The organism is Teredinibacter waterburyi, from assembly GCF_001922985.1.
Classification (GTDB): domain Bacteria; phylum Pseudomonadota; class Gammaproteobacteria; order Pseudomonadales; family Cellvibrionaceae; genus Teredinibacter; species Teredinibacter waterburyi.
In genome coordinates this window covers 27,268-43,356 of record NZ_MRUH01000085.1, presented here as the reverse complement: position 1 = coordinate 43,356, position 16,089 = coordinate 27,268, and the positions used below count along the sequence as shown (strand labels likewise).

Annotated in this window: 13 protein-coding genes; 6 read left to right on the top strand and 7 right to left on the bottom strand. The window is 49.7% G+C overall.

The window, feature by feature from the left end; all coding sequences use genetic code 11:
• Positions 1–22 precede the first annotated feature (22 nt).
• Genes IDZ20_RS06125 through IDZ20_RS06105 form a run of 5 tightly spaced genes read right to left on the bottom strand, consistent with a single transcriptional unit; the run spans position 23 to position 4,678 of the window.
• Complete coding sequence (locus IDZ20_RS06125; RefSeq protein ID WP_188150548.1) at positions 23–1,009, bottom strand: glutaminyl-peptide cyclotransferase; 987 nt, start codon at positions 1,007–1,009, stop codon at positions 23–25.
• A gap of 54 nt (positions 1,010–1,063) precedes the next feature.
• The gene (locus IDZ20_RS06120; protein WP_188150547.1) at positions 1,064–1,387 is read right to left on the bottom strand and encodes a late competence development ComFB family protein; all 324 of its coding nucleotides are present in this window, start codon (positions 1,385–1,387) and stop codon (positions 1,064–1,066) included.
• A 44-nt stretch (positions 1,388–1,431) separates the two neighbouring features.
• On the bottom strand, positions 1,432–3,651 hold the full coding sequence (mnmC1, locus tag IDZ20_RS06115; protein WP_188150546.1) for an FAD-dependent 5-carboxymethylaminomethyl-2-thiouridine(34) oxidoreductase MnmC1: 2,220 nt from the start codon (positions 3,649–3,651) through the stop codon (positions 1,432–1,434).
• Positions 3,648–4,211, bottom strand: coding sequence for a flavodoxin FldB (gene fldB, locus IDZ20_RS06110; RefSeq protein WP_188150545.1), 564 nt, complete (start codon positions 4,209–4,211; stop codon positions 3,648–3,650). Before fldB ends, mnmC1 begins: the two co-directional genes overlap by 4 nt.
• On the bottom strand, positions 4,208–4,678 hold the full coding sequence (locus tag IDZ20_RS06105) for a flavodoxin domain-containing protein (protein ID WP_188150544.1): 471 nt from the start codon (positions 4,676–4,678) through the stop codon (positions 4,208–4,210). Before IDZ20_RS06105 ends, fldB begins: the two co-directional genes overlap by 4 nt.
• A 270-nt stretch (positions 4,679–4,948) precedes the next feature.
• Between IDZ20_RS06105 and IDZ20_RS06100 the strand changes: the two genes are divergently transcribed.
• Genes IDZ20_RS06100 through tadA form a run of 3 tightly spaced genes read left to right on the top strand, consistent with a single transcriptional unit; the run spans position 4,949 to position 7,099 of the window.
• Complete coding sequence (locus IDZ20_RS06100) at positions 4,949–5,209, top strand: DUF1653 domain-containing protein (protein WP_188150543.1); 261 nt, start codon at positions 4,949–4,951, stop codon at positions 5,207–5,209.
• The gene (locus IDZ20_RS06095) at positions 5,206–6,600 is read left to right on the top strand and encodes a methyltransferase domain-containing protein (RefSeq protein ID WP_188150542.1); all 1,395 of its coding nucleotides are present in this window, start codon (positions 5,206–5,208) and stop codon (positions 6,598–6,600) included. Before IDZ20_RS06100 ends, IDZ20_RS06095 begins: the two co-directional genes overlap by 4 nt.
• Entirely contained in the window at positions 6,584–7,099 is a 516-nt protein-coding gene (tadA, locus tag IDZ20_RS06090; RefSeq protein ID WP_188150541.1) for a tRNA adenosine(34) deaminase TadA, read from the top strand. The genes IDZ20_RS06095 and tadA overlap by 17 nt, the downstream gene beginning before the upstream one ends.
• Before the next feature lie 26 nt (positions 7,100–7,125).
• On the opposite strand, the gene mltF is transcribed toward tadA, so the two are convergent.
• Complete coding sequence (gene mltF / locus IDZ20_RS06085) at positions 7,126–8,640, bottom strand: membrane-bound lytic murein transglycosylase MltF (protein ID WP_245792149.1); 1,515 nt, start codon at positions 8,638–8,640, stop codon at positions 7,126–7,128.
• Positions 8,641–9,167: 527 nt separating this feature from the next.
• Between mltF and purL the strand changes: the two genes are divergently transcribed.
• The 3 genes from purL to IDZ20_RS06070 all read left to right on the top strand — a co-directional run bounded on the left by purL (position 9,168) and on the right by IDZ20_RS06070 (position 15,088).
• Positions 9,168–13,082, top strand: a complete 3,915-nt coding sequence (gene purL / locus IDZ20_RS06080; protein ID WP_188150540.1) for a phosphoribosylformylglycinamidine synthase — start codon at positions 9,168–9,170, stop codon at positions 13,080–13,082.
• 161 nt (positions 13,083–13,243) lie between these two features.
• Positions 13,244–14,224, top strand: coding sequence for an aldo/keto reductase (locus tag IDZ20_RS06075; RefSeq protein ID WP_188150539.1), 981 nt, complete (start codon positions 13,244–13,246; stop codon positions 14,222–14,224).
• 36 nt (positions 14,225–14,260) lie between these two features.
• The gene (locus tag IDZ20_RS06070; protein WP_188150538.1) at positions 14,261–15,088 is read left to right on the top strand and encodes a glycerophosphodiester phosphodiesterase family protein; all 828 of its coding nucleotides are present in this window, start codon (positions 14,261–14,263) and stop codon (positions 15,086–15,088) included.
• On the opposite strand, the gene IDZ20_RS06065 is transcribed toward IDZ20_RS06070, so the two are convergent.
• Entirely contained in the window at positions 15,074–16,048 is a 975-nt protein-coding gene (locus IDZ20_RS06065; protein ID WP_188150537.1) for an HDOD domain-containing protein, read from the bottom strand. The genes IDZ20_RS06070 and IDZ20_RS06065 overlap by 15 nt on opposite strands.
• Between the last annotated feature and the right edge of the window lie 41 nt (positions 16,049–16,089).

The window sequence follows — 16,089 nt, the reverse complement described above, 5'->3', positions numbered from 1 at the left end:
TTACTAAGCTAGTTGCTGCAGGTTATTTGTCCCGGTTGTTGTGAGTTTGGTCGGGAACCACGTCGTTAGTTTTGTTGTTTTCAGGGTCGATGAATACGCTGGAGATGGCTGGCTTTGACGGCGCGGAGGGGGGCGTGAGCAGATCGGCTTGCGTAACACGAATAAGGTAGCGTAGGTTCCAGTATTTCCCGGTTACCCAAAAGCCTTGCTGTTGTTCATCCCACGCGATGCCGTTCAACACGTCTTGGTTGGAACTGCGTTTGTCTGCGGGGATCAATGCGGTTAGATCTAGTACACCAGTAACCTTACCTGTTTCGGCGTCTATGCGATAGATATAGGGGGTTTGCCAGCGATTCGCCCAAATCTGCCCCTGTACATATTCCAGTTCATTTAGGTTTCTGAGTGGTGTTTCTAGGTAGGGGTCAAAGACGGCAAGTTGGGCTCCAACCTTGAAACTCTTGGCATCTCGAAACGAAAGTAAGTGGCTGCCATCGCTGGTAATCAATTGAGTGCCATCGTGGGTGATACCCCAGCCTTGGCCTTGGTAGGATTTGCTGCCATTAACCTTCAGTGTTTTCGGGTTTAAGGTATAAACCAGTCCGGCTCGCCAGGTTAATAAATAGAGGCGGTTGTTAAACAGGGTTATCCCTTCGGCGAAAATTTGTTGAGGTAGGGCGGTTTGCTGTTCGGTTTCGCCGGTTTCGATATCGTAGCTGCGCACCATGGATTTGCGATATAAGCCGCTAGACTCAATTAATTTGCCATCGGCGACGATTAATCCTTGGGTAAAAAGGTCTGAATCGTGAGGGAGTGTTTTAATCACCTCGTAGCTAAGGGCTAGGCCGTCCTGAGGAAGGCTGCGAGCAGCTTTTGCTGAGGGGCTAAGAAGAACAAACAGCGTGAGTAAAATGGCGTATAGGGCGAGGCTTTGGTTGTTTTTGTTCGCCTTACCTGACGCACTAATCTTAGTTCGGGCGACGGGTTGGCAGAATGGGGTGTAGTTAAGCATGGCGGTGTTTCAAGCTTTTACGATAATTTGAAAGCCGCCATTCTAGCCTATTTTCTATTCGCTCGGATCTTCCTCGCTGCGTTCACCGCGACTTTCAACATAGGTGACTGCGTCGTTTACCGCCTTAACCACCTTGTTGGTCATCTCTTCCATTTCGGTTGGCGATAGAAAAAAGGTCATATCCACATCGTGGCGCACATAGCGCGGTGGTAGGCGATTCAGCGCTACGCAGAGCACATCGGCCATAAAGTCTGGGTCTGAATGCACGCGGTCGTTGGCGCGCAGTAACTGCTCGGTCACTATATGCTCGTAATAGTTGTGCACCGAGTCGCGCGCGGGAAGGTCTTGAAATTTGTGTCTACCGGCACCGAGCAGCATAGCGAAGTCCTCTAATATTAATGTCGCTCTAAGTCTAGACCCGATTAGCGCTCGCTGCGGATCAAATTTCGGATCAAAAATCGTGCAGGGTGCAGGTAGCGGTATAGTTGCTGATCGACGGGAAGCGGTTGGTTGCAGATTAAACTGGCAATCAGCTCGGCAGCCAAGGGGCTGTAGGCGAGACCGCGGGAGCCCAAACCTAGCAAGGTGTAGAGCTGTGGGTAGTAGCTGCCAGACGCGTCGATAATCGCATTGGCCTTGTGACGCAGGGGAGCAAATTGTTCGAGCATGTGTGGCTGGTTTGGCACTGGCCCGACGATTGGGAAGTAGTCAGGTGTGGTGCTGCGAAAGCCGACGCGGCCCTCCAAGGTATCGCTGAGTGATTCCTGCTGGCTACTTTGCACATGGGTGAGCATCGACGCTAGATTATCGAGGTTGACCTGATGGTCATCAGGATTGAGTTCGGTTGCGCTCTCATTCAAATTGAAGCTGGCACCAAAGCTGAAATAGCCATCGTAGACGGGGGTGATATAGCCGCGCCCGCACAGAGTGGTAGATAGCTTGTGTAGCTGCCAGTCGGCCGCCAGAGGCGCTGACTCACTTAGATGGGTTACTTGCCCGCGAATCGGCTTTAACGGCAGCCCTGCGGTTTGTGAGAACTGTTGTGAAGCCCCGGCGTTGGCGATTACACAGGTATCTGCGCTGGCGATGATATCGCCGCTGTCAGAATAGGCATGCCATTGCTCGGTTTCTTGGTCGCCGTTCTCAGCGTTTTTCCACCGCTCTAGTTTCGCCACCTTACAATTTAATCGCAGGTCGATATTGGCTGGGCTGGTGAGTTGTTCACACAGGCTGTGAGGCGCTAGCCAGCCGCTGTTGGGCAGCCAAAGTGCTGGATGATTGAGCTCAACCCCAGCTTTTTCACTGGCCTGCTCTGGGCTTAGCCACTGCAAAAATTGTGGGCAGTCATCATAGTGCTGAGCAAGTTTGCGATAGTGCTCGACTTGGTTTGTCGTTACCGCCAAGTGCAGTACCCCAGTTGCGCCGCCACAACGGTCAAATAACGAGGTTCCGTTCAGTTTTTGGGCGTAGTACTGGTTGGCAAATATTTGCGCACAGAGATTAAATTGATTGAGCTGACTTGGGTGGGGCGACAGTTTGGTGTAGACAACCCCCTGGCGATTACCCGAAGCGCCGTCGGCGAGCCCAGCAGATTGCTCTAACAGTGTGACCTGAATGCCTCGTTGCGAAAGTGCGAAGGCGGTGTTACAGCCGGCTATTCCGCCACCAATAACCAAAGCCGATTTTATCGGTCGCTGATTAGCCTCTCTTTCTGTTGATGTTTGTTCTGTTCGTGTGCGAAGTTCCTGTAAATGCCAATAGTGGTCGCTGGTATCTCCGCGCTTGATTTTTCTTGGGGGTGTTTTTCTGTTGCCTTGTTCATGAGCCGCGCAGTTTCGAGTGCCTTGAAAATTACCGCAGATTACTTCGCGTTTTAATCCAAAGCCGGGCTTTTTGATTAATTGAAAGCCCGCCTCCACTAAACCCTTTTTTACTAGTCTCGCCGAAGTGAAAGTGGCAAAAGTCGTGTCGGCATGAGACAACCTTGCCATCGCGGCGAATAATGTGTGCGACCAGATGTCGGGATTGCGCGCCGGTGAAAATCCGTCCAGATACCAAGCGTCGACACTCGTCTGCATGCCATTAAAGCTCATATTTTTTGGGGCGGCATTATTGCGATCGGAGCAGGGTGAAAACTGCCGCAAACCAGTCGCAGCATCACCAATATAAAGAGTCAAATGAACCAAGCCCCGATTGAGTATCAAGCGCACACATCCAGCGGTTGGCAGTGGCGGATAGGCATCGAGTAATTCGTCGCTAAGCGGCTGCAGCTGCGGCCATAATTGCCATATACGTTTTAAGTCTCGCCAACTTATGGGGTGTTTTTCCAATGAAATATAATGCAACTGAGAGGGCGCGCAGTCTGGGAAGAGGCGGCGAGCCTCAAGCCATAGCTGCCAGGTCAATAAAAAGTTTAACCCAGTGCCAAACCCCGTTTCGGCAATGGTAAAAGAGCTGTGGGATGCACTTTGTTGTTGCCAGCGCTGGCTAAGGTTGTTGTTTTCTAAAAAAGTGTAACGCTTTTCGGCGATACCGTCTGTCGTAGAGAAATACACATCGTTGAAGCGACTGGCGATAGGCTGGTTATCGTCATTCCATGCCAGTTCGGCGAAGCCAAAATTGAGATCTTGCACTGTGCTCACAAACCAAATTCCTGCACGATTTGTTCACACCAGCTCTGTATTCGAGCGGGACTTTTTTCAAATTCATTTTCATCATCTAAAGCCAAGCCGACAAAGTGCTCGCCGTCGTCGCTCAAGGCTTTACTGGCTTCAAAACTGTAGCCTGCGATCGGCCAAAACCCCACTAACGAAGCGCCTTGTTTTTTAAGTTTGTGATACAAAAAACCGAGCGCATCCAAAAACCATTCGGGGTAACCAATCTGATCGCCGAGCCCATAAAGGGCGATGGTTTTACCCGAAAAATCTAGCTCGTCGATATCGTCCCAAATTTCTTCCCAGTCTTCTTGCAGTTCGCCGTAGTCCCAAGTTGGAATTCCGAAAATCAAATAATCGTAAAGTAGACCGGTAGCTAGTGGCTCGTCGGTAATATTGAACACGTCCACGGCATTACTCTGATCCGCTGATAGTTTGCCTAAAGCCTTGAGGTGGCTTTGCAATTGTTCGCGAATTTTTTCTCCGGCCATTTCGGTGTAGCAGGTAGAACTGCCATAAAAAAGCGCGATTGGGGCGGTTGTGTTCATCGAGACACCTCCAGAAAACCGTTCACCTGATCAACCCAGCTGCTTAGCCAAGCACTGCAGAGTTGTTCGGGAGACTGGTCGTCGAGTGCATCAATCACTAGCGGTTCACCGATAAGCGTTGCACCGATATCCGCAAAAGCTTCATTTAGCGTTTGCCCAGCTTGAGCAAAGTTAGGGTATGAACTGTCGCCCAAGTTTATGATGCCGTAACCGCGACCGGCAATGGCGGGGTAGTCGTTGCCAATATGTGTAAGTAATGGCTGAATATTTTGCGGTAAGTCGCCCATGCCAGTGTTAGACGTACAGACCAATACCACCTCGTCCGCGCTATTAAAAAGCTCGCCAGCTTTAAATTCGCGATTCACGCGAACGTTAAGGGGGCTACTTTGCAATTCATTTGCAATCCAGTTTGCCAATGCTTCGGCAGTACCCATCACGGACCCGACGATAATATGAATAGTTGCCATAACGCGTATAGTAAGCCTCGGTTTGTTGTTTTCGATTAGAAATTTTGGTTGTGCCAAATTCTCGCCGGGCAGCAAGGCAGTGGCCTTTGCTGTAGCCTCATGTATAGTGCCTGCTTTTGCCGCTTCAGCTGTACTCAGCGCTATACTTCAGCGGCGCGTTTTAGGCGCTATTTGGACATTGTTTAACCGCTAGATTCTTTTTCGGCGCTTTTACTTGGGGCGCTATGGTAGTGCTTTAGCATCATGATTTCATCTTTGGAGGCAGACCCTATGACAACTCAGGTTCGAACCGGTCGATATCGACATTACAAAGGCAATGACTACCGAGTCGTGGGGCTTGCCAAACACTCCGAAACCGGCGAAAGCATGGTAGTTTACTTCTGCTTATACGGTGATTTCAGTATGTGGGTGCGTCCTGCCGCAATGTTTTTAGAGTCTGTGGATACCGCTGTTGGCGAAGAGGTACCAAGATTCGATTATATCGGGCCGATGAGCGATGAAGAGTTTGATCAGGCGAGGTCGTCGATATGATTTGGATCTGTCCCAAATGTCGCACTGAACTCGTTTCAGCTGAGTTTGTTGCTATCGTGCCGGCGCCGAGCCCTGTCGCGACAGATGATCTCGGCTTGTCTCCAACCGAGCTTTCTCCCATAGACGGCCTCGAAATGGTTTCAGTCGAAGCGATTCCTGTCGAAACGGTAGTAACGGCTGTGCCGACTAAACCCGCTGCACCAACGTCCGGCTTGATATGCGCAAATAAACACAGCTACGACCGCGCGCGTCAGGGGTATGTGCATTTGCTCTTAGCAAACCAGAAACACAGTCGTGAACCCGGCGATAACAGCGCAATGATCCAAGCGCGCCATGCTTTTTTACACCAAGGCTTTTATCAGCCAATGGCCGAATTTTTAGCGTCTTTAATGGTCGACCATTGCGACCATCTAGAGCCGTCTGATGGCTCAGCGACCTTTCTCGATTTGGGTTGCGGCGAAGGGTATTACTTAGAACAGCTATTTCGAGCTACAACTGAGCGACAGCGTAGCGGCGATGCTTTTTATGGTGTCGATATTTCCAAACCGGCCGTTAAAAAAGCGGCGGTAGGGTTTAAACAACTTACGGCATCGTCCGCGGCTGGTTCCGTGTGCGCCGATTTTGCAGTTGCCAGCACGGTAAATTTACCGGTCGCAGATAACAGCGTGGACTGTTGTTTTAGCGTGTTTTCACCCGCGAACAGCCAAGAAGTGCAGCGGGTATTAAAGCCTGGTGGTATATGGTTGCGCGTCTCACCCGGGCCAGACCATCTGCGTCAGTTGAAAAATATGATTTACGATACGGTAAATACTCACCAAGCACCGGAAATAGAAACGGGTGTGGAGCTGCTTGAAGAGCACCAAGTGAGTTTTGAGTTCGAACTGACAAGCGCCGCAGCCGCGAATAATTTGCTCGCGATGACGCCGTTTAATTGGCATGGCAACAGCGAAGCGAAAAGTAAATTGAGTGAACATTTGCCGCTTACTATGCAGGCCGATTTCTATATTCAAAAATTAGCACTTCACGAAATTGTGGCCGAACAGACCCTGGCTGAACCAATTGTTGATCACGCTGAGCAAGACTTGTCGAAACAAAGCGAGATACACGCGCTGAGTAAGTCACAAAAGCTGGATGCGCGACTAGAAACGAACGAGCCGCAACAAGCCGCAGCATCGCTAGAAAAAGTCACAGGCCTAGCCGAGGAAACTATTGAACCGCCGGCAAGCAGAGAAAATATCGACTTGTGGTCTAAGGCTGAAATAACACCTGAAGTAAAGCGTGAGGCTAAGCCTGAAACGGATATTACAACCGACGCTACAGCGCCGCCCGTGCATAAAAATGCACAGTTTAATATTTACAAAACTGTTAAAAAAAATGTCGATAGAGACTGAAGCTAAAGTGACGATGGATGCCGAGTGGATGTCAAAAGCCTTGGCGCTAGCCCAGCTCGCCGCCAAGGCTGGTGAAGTGCCGGTTGGTGCTGTGGTCGTGCGTGATAATGCGCTATTAGGCGAAGGCTTTAACCTCCCCATTTCCGGTTGCGACCCCACGGCGCATGCCGAAATTATTGCGTTGCGCGAGGCGGCAAAAAAATCTAGTAACTACCGGCTACCAGGTGCAACGCTTTACGTTACTATCGAACCCTGCACTATGTGCTTAGGCGCGATTGTTCATGCGCGAATTGCGCGAGTTGTATTTGGCGCAAGTGAACCTAAAGCCGGAGTGCTACAGAGCAATCCCAGCCATTTAAATTCAGGTATTTTTAATCACTGTTTTGAATGGTCGGGAGGCGTTTGTGAGAGTGAGAGCGCAGCTCTTATACAGCAGTTTTTTGCGGAGCGAAGGGAAAAAAAGAAAGCTTTAAAACAAAATGCGAGTTCTCGTAATTAAAATTCTAGTCATTCAAATTCTAGTAGTTAAAGCGCAGAGGTTGCAGGGTCGACCGCGATACTGCGCAAAGCCTCAGTCATAACGGAGCTAAACTCTTCGAATTCGGTCGCTGCATCGTTCAGCGCTATTTGTTGTTGCGTCCGCTCTTTTTGTAATTGATTCCAAGCGATAACGGATTGGTAGTTGCGAATGTTTTTAACGTATCGCACCGGCTCCCAGCCGCGCGCGTACCCATGCTTCAATTGTTTGTAGTATTTACGTTTGGCTAGCAGAGGTAGGTTTTCTCTAACGTCGCGCCATTTATCTGGGTCGCCACCGTTGCGCGCAGTTAAGATGCGTGCATCTTCCAAGTGTCCTAGGCCAACATTGTAAGCAGCCATTGCTAACCAACGTCGATCAGGGTCGACAATTCGTTCGGGAATACGATCGTAAACTGAGCGGAAATATTTAGCGCCACCAAAAATACTTTGACGTGCATCTAGGCGATTTTTAATACCCACAAATTTAGCGGTGTCTAGCGTAAGCATCATAAAACCACGCACGCCAGTAGGCGATTTTGCCTTCGGATTCCAGTGCGATTCTTGATAGCTAAGCGCGGCCAACAGCTGCCAGTCTAAGTCGTATTCAGCCGCTGCTTCTTTTAATAGTGCCTCCCATTTGGGAAGACGCACGTCAAGGCGATTAGCAAATAGCACCGCGCCGCTGTACTCGACTTCTTCTAAATGTCCGTAGTGGGTTTCAATGATATTTTCCAGCACGCCATTTTGCTTGATAGACTCAAAGAACTTCTGCGCTTCGATGTATAGGCTGGCATCAGCCTGAGCTGGAAATGCCCAAGCGAGGTCCTGCGGCTCGGTAATATCGAAAGCAACTTTTGCATTTGGAAAAATGTTGCTGTTAATGCGGTAAGCGTTGGAATCTACAATTGTGTAGTCGATTTCGCCGGCGTGGACCATCTCGATCAGATCGAGCATTTCTACATCATGGCGTTCTTCCCAGCGCAGTTCTGGGTATTCTAGCTTTAAGTGGCGCAAGTGTTCGGCATGGGAACTATTGCCAATTACCATAATGCGTTTATTGAGTAAATCGGCAACACTGGTGGGCTTGTGTTCACTTTGGTGGTAGATCACCTGTTGAGTGATTTGCAGGTAGGGTTCGCTAAACTGAACCTGTTCTTTGCGACGCTCGGTTACGGTTAAGCCAGCGGCGGCTAGTTGTCCGTTGCGGGTGCCGACCAGGTTGATGATTTCACCTAGGTTTTCGACCTCTTTTACCTCTAAGCTTACGCCTAGGTATTTGGCAAAACGTTTCGTCAGTTGATACTCAAAACCCATATGACCGTTAGGCCCTTCATAATAGGTTGTTGGCCCGTTGCGGGAGATAACAACTAACTGCCCAGAAGCTTTTACCGACTCTAGGGTGGTGGGGATGCGACTGCTGACGAGCGGCGTGGTAACCGCGGCAATAACGCCGATCATAGCTAAGCGCTTACCCAGCAGGGTAAGGTGCTTAAACAGCGGTATTCCTATTCGTTTCAGCATAATAAGGCTCATTTAGTCTTAGTTGTTTCGATGTGTATGGCGCGAATTGCAATGCGGTAGGCGCACAAAACGTCTTTAAAATCAAAAACTAAGCTTTGTATAACTATTACTCAATTTTACCGTTGAATTGTGTGATTGCATAGCTTGTTTTTTGATCAGCTATGCTGTACGGCGATTATTTTAATTAGTCTAGGTCAGGATTGTATGGTTGTCCTAGGTTCGCGGGGCTTTTTAATGTTGCCGCCGTTTCTTTGTTGCGCGGCTGCTCAGACCTTATTTTGTCTCCGTGAATGTTGGCGAAGATTGTCGATATTTTTGTCATATTTATATCTAGCCTGGCTGTTTTGTTCGCAATTTAGCTAAAACAGACACTTAGGGCGGAGCCTTAGGCCGGCTTCGGCGAATTACCTCGAGGCCTAAGAGTGGAAAGGCTCCCTAAGACTTTGCAGATAAAGTACAATGCAGTCCGTTTTTAATGACACCCGAACTTAAGCCCTTACTCAAACCAATCGAGGCCCGACCCAACGATGCTGACCTTGCGTGGCGCTCCCGCTCTATCTGACTTCCGACTCAATAAGCTACTCGAACTTGTGCAGAAAACTGACCTATCTGTATCTCGAGTTGAAGCTCATTTCGTGCACTTTATTGAGACCAAATCCGAACCCACTGCCAGTGAGGTTGAGGTTCTCGAGCAGCTCTTGCGCTACGGGCCGTCTGCCGGTGAGGAGGATTTGTCTGCAGATGCGGATATAAATGCTGCAGAAATCGAGCCAAGCTTTAAAGCTTCTAGTTATTTAGTCGTCCCGCGCGCTGGCACCATTTCGCCTTGGTCGTCGAAAGCGACCGATATCGCTCGAAATGCCGGTTTAGATTGCGTCCTACGTATCGAGCGCGGCGTCGAGTACCGAGTTTCAGGTGTGGAGTACAACCCGAATATCGCGGCTTTGTTACACGACCGCATGGTTGAGGATGTGTTTAAAGCCAGCGCTTCGGTCGAAGGGCTATTCCGTCATGAATCGCCAAAGCCTCTGACGACAGTGGATATCCTCGGTGCCGGTCGACAAGCGTTGGAACTGGCGAATACCGATTTAGGTTTGGCGTTGGCGGAAGATGAGATTGATTACCTCACCGAGGCATTCATCGAGCTTAAGCGTAACCCTACCGATGTTGAGTTGATGATGTTTGCGCAGGCAAACTCAGAGCATTGCCGTCACAAAATTTTTAACGCCTCCTGGACCTTAGACGGTAAAGACGAGCCGTTGTCACTATTTAAGATGATCAAAAACACCTATGAAAAGGGTGGCGAAGGGGTGTTGTCGGCCTATGCGGACAACGCTTCGGTCGTTGAGGGAACCGTTGCTGGACGCTTTTACCCCGACCCAGAAACACGCACCTGGGGATACAACCAAGAGCCAATTCATCTGCTGATGAAAGTTGAGACCCACAATCACCCCACAGCCATTGCACCTCATCCGGGCGCTGGTACCGGCTCTGGAGGCGAAATTCGTGACGAGGGCGCTGTTGGTAAGGGCTCAAAGCCAAAAGTTGGCCTTACCGGTTTTACCGTTTCCAACCTGCAGATTCCCGATTATGTCCAGCCGTGGGAAACGGATTACGGTAAGCCAAACCGTATCGTTAACGCCTTGACCATTATGGAAGAAGCTCCACTTGGTGGTGCGGCGTTTAATAACGAGTTTGGTCGACCTAATATTTGCGGTTATTTCCGAACCTTTGAAGACGACTTTGCGGGTGAGCGTCGCGGTTACCACAAGCCGATTATGTTGGCGGGTGGTTATGGCAATATTAAAGAAGAACATATCGAGCAGCATGAATTCAGCGCTGGCCACAAGTTAATAGTGTTGGGTGGCCCGGCAATGTTGATTGGTTTGGGCGGCGGTGCAGCTTCGTCCATGACTTCGGGTTCCTCTTCCGAAAACTTAGATTTTGCGTCAGTACAGCGCCAAAACCCAGAAATGGAACGACGCTGCCAAGAGGTTATCGATCAGTGCTGGCAGCTTGGTAAAGCTAACCCTATTTCCTTCATTCACGATGTTGGTGCGGGTGGTTTATCGAATGCATTTCCAGAGCTCGCAAAAGACGGTGGCTGTGGTGCACATTTTGAACTGCGCAACGTTCCCAATGACGAGCCGGGTATGTCGCCCCTAGAAATTTGGTGTAACGAATCTCAAGAGCGTTATGTTATGGCCGTTTCGCCGCAAAACTTGGCGAAGTTCGAGTCGATTTGTCAGCGTGAACGCTGCCCTTACTCTGTTGTGGGTGAAGCGCTCGACGAAAAAATATTGATTGTTAACGATACTGAGTTCGAAGCTAAGCCGGTCGAACTGCCAATGAGTGTTTTGTTTGGTAAAGCGCCGAAGATGCATCGCACGGCGGAGCGCTTAGAGGCTAAAACCCGTGCGTTTGATTACAGCGGAATCGATATCGCCGAGGCTGCGGAACGAATTCTTCAACACCCTACGGTAGCGAGCAAACAATTTCTAATTACCATCGGTGATCGCTCGGTGACCGGTCAGGTGGCTAGAGATCAAATGGTCGGCCCTTGGCAGGTTCCTGTCGCCGACTGTGCCGTTACTACAGTGTCTTACGATAGTTATGCCGGTGAAGCGATGAGTTTGGGCGAGCGCACACCACTTGCGCTGTTAGATGGCCCCGCATCGGGTCGTATGGCCATTGCCGAAGCGATCACCAATATTGCCGCAACACGCATCGGCAAGCTTGGTGATGTGCGCCTTTCGGCCAATTGGATGTGTGCAGCAGGGCACCCAGGCGAAGATGAAAAACTCTTCCGCACGGTAGAAACCGTGGGTATGGAGCTTTGCCCTGAGTTGGGTATTACCATCCCTGTCGGTAAAGATTCTATGTCGATGCGCACCGCTTGGACCGAGGCAGACGGTACAGAAAAAGCCGTAACTGCACCTTTGTCATTGATTATTACCGCCTTCTCTCCAGTATTAGATGTTCGCAAAACCGTTACGCCACAGCTGCAGCCAGACGAAGATTCAACACTATTGTTGATTGATCTCGGTAAAGGTCAGAATCGTCTTGGCGCTTCGATCTTTGCTCAAGTCTATAATGAGATGGCCGAACAAGCGCCAGACCTCGATAACGCAGCACTGCTAAAAGGCTTTTTTAGCGCGATTCAGAATTGTTTGGAAGAGGGCGCGATTACGGCCTATCACGATCGCTCTGATGGCGGCTTGTTCGCGGTGCTGTCTGAAATGTGCTTTGCCGGTCGTTGCGGTGCAAACATCGATCTGTCGGCGTTATCTAGCACTAGCGATAGCGCGGCACTGCTTTTCAATGAAGAGCTGGGTGCGGTTATCCAAGTACCCAATTGCCAGTTGGTTAATGTGAAAGCCATCTTCGATGCTGCGGGCCTTGCCGGCGCGGTATATGAAATTGGCACTGCAACCGCACAGCAGCAATTGACGATTCAGCACCAAGGTGAGGTGGTATATCAAAATACGCGTTCTGCTCTACAGGAACTCTGGAGTAAAACGAGTTACCAGATCCAACGTTTACGCGATAACCCCGATTGTGCCGATGCCGAATTCGCGACTATTGCCGCAGAAAATAATGGACTTAGTGCAAGCCTAAGCTACGACCCAAGCGAAGATATTTGTGCGCCTTATATTGCCAAAGGCCTTCGTCCGAAGGTAGCGATCTTGCGTGAGCAGGGGGTTAACAGTCACGCTGAAATGGCCGCGTCTTTTGATCGCGCGGGATTCAACGCGATCGATGTACATATGAGCGATGTCCTAGCTGGGCGTGTAGACCTTGCCGACTTCAAGGGCTTGGCCGCATGTGGTGGTTTTTCCTATGGTGACGTACTCGGTGCCGGTGAGGGCTGGGCAAAAACCATTTTATTCAATGCTCAGGCACGCGATCAGTTCCAAAGCTTCTTCCACCGTGACGACACTTTCAGTTTAGGCGTTTGTAACGGTTGTCAAATGATGTCGAATCTTAAGTCACTTATTCCGGGGGCCGAGCGTTGGCCGCATTTTGTGCGTAACACTTCAGAGCAATTTGAGGCACGAGTCAGCCTGGTTAGAATTGAAGAGACTAAATCGGTACTGCTGGCGGGCATGGCCGGCTCGCACATGCCGGTCGCGGTCGCGCACGGTGAGGGGCGCGCAGAATTTGTCGATGAATACGCTTGGCAAGGTTGTGAGCAAAATGGCCGCGTCGCCATGCGCTTTATCGATAATCAACTCAATGCCACCGTTAATTACCCGGCTAACCCTAATGGCTCGCCCTCTGGTATTACCGGTTTGACCTCGTCTGACGGTCGCGCGACTATCATGATGCCGCACCCGGAGCGCGTGTTCCGTACAGTCGCTAACTCTTGGGCGCCAGAAGAGTGGGGCGAAGATGGCGCTTGGATGCGTCTATTCCGCAATGCGCGTGTATTTGTCGACTAAGATTTTACCTAAGTTTAGGTATGCTGGCTTCGTAACACCACGAGTGTATGTGAGTCTGTGTTAACTTTTTGCGGCGAGTTTTTACTCGCCGCTTTTTTTCGTTACGCCAGAATTGGTGCGGCGCATTTAGAATTTACGAATTTACCTTAGAGGAATAAGCGATGAAAAACCGAGTCCTTGGAAGTTCCAACCTGTCCGTTAGCGAAATCGGTTTGGGGTGTTGGCAGCTAGGTGGTGATTTTGGTCCTATCGATGAATCTAGAGCAACTGAAATTGTCGAAACAGCACTTCAGCAGGGCATCACTTTTTTTGATACGGCAGACGTTTACGGCGCCGGTCAGAGCGAAAGCTATTTGGGTAAGGTTCTAGCGCAAGCGCCAGCTAACATAAAAATTGCGACCAAGTACGGCCGTGGCCCCGGCTCCTATCCAGATGGTTATTCGGTAACGGATTTGCGTGATTCTCTTCGCCGCGCTCAAGATCGCTTGCAGCGCGATTGTATCGATTTAATTCAATTACACTGTATTCCTTCAGAAGTAATGCAGCACGGCGAAATTTTTGACTGGCTGCGTGAAATGCAGCAGGAAGGGCATGTCAGCCATTTCGGCGCGAGCGTTGAAACCGTGGCTGATGCGTTGGTTTGCGCCGCTCACAGCGATTTGGCATCAGTGCAAATCATTTTTAACCTATTCCGCCAGCGTCCTATTAAAGCGCTATTCGCCAAGGCGCAGGAGAATAACGTTGGTATTATTGTGCGCTTGCCTCTCGCTAGCGGTTTGCTGAGTGGTAAATATTCCAGTACTACCACGTTTGCTGAATCGGATCATCGCAATTACAACCGCAATGGCGATGCTTTTAATGTTGGCGAAACCTTTTCGGGAATAGAATTCAGCAAAGGTCTGGCTCTGGTTGAAAAGCTTGGCGTACATAAGCCTAATGATTACACCATGGCGCAGTTCGCTCAGCGTTGGATTTTGGATCAGCCGGCAGTTTCGACAATCATTACCGGCGCATCATCAGCAGAGCAAGTCGTTAATAATGTGAGTGTTAGTGACCTTGCTAGTCTGGATGCCGACGTTCACGACGCGCTATTCAAACTCTACGAAGATGAAATTGAACAGCATATTCGTTGCGATATTTAATACGGCTAATGAACCCTAAACGGAGTTGTCGATTGCATGGCTAAACCTACTGATGCAGACACGGATGTAAATCTAGAACCAGGCGCTCCGGGATTAGGCGATCGCGATTTAACCACTCGTGCGTCCTTGCCCTACAAAATTGTGGGGCATAGAGGTAACCCTGAACACTTCCCTGAAAATAGTTTAGCGGGCTTTAAAAGTGCGGCCGCGCTAGGTTTGGATGCAATCGAACTGGACGTTCAACTTAGTGCCGATGGCGTTTGCGTCGTAATTCACGATATCGATACCTTGCGTACATCCAACCAAGCCATGAATGTAGCCTTAACTCGATTTAGTGACCTGCGCGCGGTAAGTGTTCACGAGCCAGAGCGTTTTGGCGAGCAACATTACCCTAGTGCAATAGCGAGCCTCAAACAGGTGTGCGAGGTATTGCGCGATTTCCAAGGGCTTATCTTTATTGAGTTAAAAGAAGAGTGTTATGTGACCGCTGAAGGTGTAGCGACTGGAACCTATAGCCGCAAAGATTTTTTGTTTGCAGCGTTAGCGGAAAGCGAAATAGTGGCCGCCCAGCGCGTGATAATTTCTTTCGACGAAAAAATGATAGCGCTCGCCAAAGCAACCGATAAGGTGCCCGTGGGGTGGGTTATGCATCGCTACGATGCTCGTCACAAGGTAATAGCCGAGCAGTTACAACCAAATTTCTTATGTGTGAATGAGCGTAAAATTCCGGCGGACGGAAGTCCCCTATGGCCGGGTGACTGGCAGTGGTTTCTATACGATATTGTTGAATCGAAACGAGCCCTAGCCACCACAAAGCAGGGAGCTGTGTTTATTGAAAGCTGGGACCCGTCAAACCTCGCGTGAAAGTAGATCGAGTTTATCGTACAGGTCTGTAGGTAGGTCGAGTTGCGATAACAAGGTTTTTGCGGTGCTCGGGTTTTTTTTGTGGAGCGTCACGTAAGTTTCTGCAACCAAGTTGGCTTGATACAAAACGTGGCCATAGGGCGACAGTTTTGCGTCCTTCTGCAAGGTCACCTGTTCTGCAATTGCCTTGCAGATCTCTTTTGGTAACTCCCAATCTTTTGCCACCCAATAGCTAACCGCAGGCGACATATACTTTAGCAGTGGCACAAAAGCGTTATAGCCCGGTTCTACATCGTTGCCATTTAGCTTGTATTGTTTACACAGTTCACTGAACACGGTAATTTTCCCTATATCGTGCACCAGCCCCATTACGTACATTCGAAATTTTTCCATTCCTCTGTGCTCTGCAATCAGTTCACAGGCCACCGCGCAGCACAATGAGTGTTGCCACATTTTTTTCCCGGCTGTTGAAAAATAGGGTGACTCGCGCTGCACAATTGGCTGCATTACCGCAGCTGAAAGCACCGAGCGCAAACCGTCGATTCCCAGCTTTACTACCGCAGTGTCAATTTCATCAATACGCGCGCCGATAGGGTTAAAGTAAACACTGTTGGCGAGTTTCAATACGGCGGCACTCATAACTGGGTCTTTGTTGATGATGTCTACATAATCTTTTGCAGAACAATCCGGGTCGCGCAAGCTGCGTAATAAACGCGGTATCACACTCGGTAATCGCGGCACTGAACGATTGCGAATTGCACGTTTTTGCAGGCTGCCTTTAACAACATTAACCACAAGTTTTTGCGGTACGCTCAACGGCTTTTGCGTGTTGCTTGGATATAGGTAATGGTAATAGGCATCCTGCGCATCTTTAATTGAGTAGACGCCGGGCTCTATAATTCGCCACTCTTTCTGCTCCGCTGATGATGACTTTGAAAATACACTTTTTAAAAGCGACATTGACTTTCCTGTAGGCGTTGGCTTGGGCTTATTCTTGGCTG

Excerpts from the sequence above, each read along its gene's own strand:
- purL (WP_188150540.1), top strand. The coding sequence starts at position 9,168 with ATGCTGACCTTGCGTGGCGCTCCCGCTCTATCTGACTTCCGACTCAAT.
- tadA (WP_188150541.1), top strand. The coding sequence starts at position 6,584 with ATGTCGATAGAGACTGAAGCTAAAGTGACGATGGATGCCGAGTGGATG.
- IDZ20_RS06125 (WP_188150548.1), bottom strand. The coding sequence starts at position 1,009 with ATGCTTAACTACACCCCATTCTGCCAACCCGTCGCCCGAACTAAGATT.
- fldB (WP_188150545.1), bottom strand. The coding sequence starts at position 4,211 with ATGAACACAACCGCCCCAATCGCGCTTTTTTATGGCAGTTCTACCTGC.
- IDZ20_RS06075 (WP_188150539.1), top strand. The coding sequence starts at position 13,244 with ATGAAAAACCGAGTCCTTGGAAGTTCCAACCTGTCCGTTAGCGAAATC.
- IDZ20_RS06065 (WP_188150537.1), bottom strand. The coding sequence starts at position 16,048 with ATGTCGCTTTTAAAAAGTGTATTTTCAAAGTCATCATCAGCGGAGCAG.
- mltF (WP_245792149.1), bottom strand. The coding sequence starts at position 8,640 with ATGCTGAAACGAATAGGAATACCGCTGTTTAAGCACCTTACCCTGCTG.
- IDZ20_RS06095 (WP_188150542.1), top strand. The coding sequence starts at position 5,206 with ATGATTTGGATCTGTCCCAAATGTCGCACTGAACTCGTTTCAGCTGAG.
- IDZ20_RS06070 (WP_188150538.1), top strand. The coding sequence starts at position 14,261 with ATGGCTAAACCTACTGATGCAGACACGGATGTAAATCTAGAACCAGGC.
- IDZ20_RS06100 (WP_188150543.1), top strand. The coding sequence starts at position 4,949 with ATGACAACTCAGGTTCGAACCGGTCGATATCGACATTACAAAGGCAAT.
- IDZ20_RS06105 (WP_188150544.1), bottom strand. The coding sequence starts at position 4,678 with ATGGCAACTATTCATATTATCGTCGGGTCCGTGATGGGTACTGCCGAA.
- IDZ20_RS06120 (WP_188150547.1), bottom strand. The coding sequence starts at position 1,387 with ATGCTGCTCGGTGCCGGTAGACACAAATTTCAAGACCTTCCCGCGCGC.